Annotated in this window: 11 tRNA genes; all 11 read right to left on the bottom strand. The window is 50.0% G+C overall.

Annotated elements, in window-relative coordinates:
* Window positions 1–63: 63 nt before the first annotated feature.
* Window positions 64–148, bottom strand: a tRNA-Leu gene (locus tag EKM96_RS10510).
* A gap of 34 nt (window positions 149–182) precedes the next feature.
* Window positions 183–253, bottom strand: a tRNA-Cys gene (locus EKM96_RS10505).
* A gap of 58 nt (window positions 254–311) precedes the next feature.
* Window positions 312–384 (bottom strand) — tRNA-His (locus EKM96_RS10500).
* 14 nt (window positions 385–398) lie between these two features.
* A tRNA-Trp gene (locus tag EKM96_RS10495) sits at window positions 399–469 on the bottom strand.
* A 4-nt stretch (window positions 470–473) separates the two neighbouring features.
* Window positions 474–556, bottom strand: a tRNA-Tyr gene (locus EKM96_RS10490).
* 5 nt (window positions 557–561) lie between these two features.
* Window positions 562–634, bottom strand: a tRNA-Phe gene (locus EKM96_RS10485).
* A gap of 54 nt (window positions 635–688) precedes the next feature.
* Window positions 689–762: transfer RNA gene (locus EKM96_RS10480), tRNA-Asp, on the bottom strand.
* A 3-nt stretch (window positions 763–765) separates the two neighbouring features.
* A tRNA-Met gene (locus EKM96_RS10475) sits at window positions 766–839 on the bottom strand.
* Between the two features lie 22 nt (window positions 840–861).
* Window positions 862–934 (bottom strand) — tRNA-Glu (locus tag EKM96_RS10470).
* Between the two features lie 11 nt (window positions 935–945).
* Window positions 946–1,035, bottom strand: a tRNA-Ser gene (locus EKM96_RS10465).
* A 9-nt stretch (window positions 1,036–1,044) separates the two neighbouring features.
* Window positions 1,045–1,117 (bottom strand) — tRNA-Asn (locus EKM96_RS10460).
* Window positions 1,118–1,121: the final 4 nt, after the last annotated feature.

Raw genomic sequence — 1,121 nt, 5'->3', positions numbered from 1 at the left:
GAGCAGGAACGCTGTTATATCAACGTTCCTGCTCTTTTGAAAGTGGTTTATGAATTATAGTTATACCGGAGGTGGGGTTCGAACCCACACGTCCTCAACGGACACTGGATTTTGAGTCCAGCGCGTCTGCCAGTTCCGCCACTCCGGCAAAAAGTTACAAATTTGATTGGAGACCCAGTCAAAGGTGGTAATCGGATTCGAACCGACGATGAAGGTTTTGCAGACCTCTGCCTTACCACTTGGCTATACCACCATAATCGTCTATCCAATCTGACTGGACCAACTGAATAGATCAAGATGCCCCAATCTAGGGCGGTATGTGGGAATCGAACCCACGCGTGCCGGAACCACAATCCGGTGTGTTAACCCCTTCACCAATACCGCCATCACATTACAAACAGGGATAGTAGGAATTGAACCCACACCGACGGTTTTGGAGACCGTAGTTCTACCTTTAAACTATATCCCTATGATGGTGGGGAGTGGATTCGAACCACCGAACCCGAAGGAGCGGATTTACAGTCCGCCGCGTTTAGCCAGACTTCGCTACCCCACCATAAATGGCGCGGGACGGAATCGAACCGCCGACACATGGAGCTTCAATCCATTGCTCTACCGACTGAGCTACCGAGCCATATACCATCATGTAATATGTTTGTTGTGTATTAAATTGTTAATAACATAACAACGGTCCGTACGAGACTCGAACTCGTGATCTCCTCCGTGACAGGGAGGCGTCCTAACCAACTAGACCAACGGACCAAATTGCGGGAGCAGGGTTTGAACCTGCGACCTTCGGGTTATGAGCCCGACGAGCTACCAGACTGCTCCATCCCGCGATAATATTATTATATGTGACAATGACCCGTACGGGATTCGAACCCATGTAGCCGCCGTGAAAGGGCGGTGTCTTAAACCACTTGACCAACGGGCCATACTTTGAAACGGAGAGTGAGGGATTCGAACCCTCGAAACAGGTAATACCCGTTTACAGCATTTCCAATGCTGCTCCTTCAGCCACTCGGACAACTCTCCATTATTAAGCTCCGGCAGGCGGGCTCGAACCGTCGACAACCTGATTAACAGTCAGGTGCTCTACCAACTGAGCTATGCCGGAATAA

This window comes from Levilactobacillus tangyuanensis (genome assembly GCF_003946545.1).
Classification (GTDB): Bacteria; Bacillota; Bacilli; order Lactobacillales; family Lactobacillaceae; genus Levilactobacillus; species Levilactobacillus tangyuanensis.
Note: the sequence above shows the minus strand (reverse complement) of the source record. Positions and strands in the feature narration are given on the sequence as shown.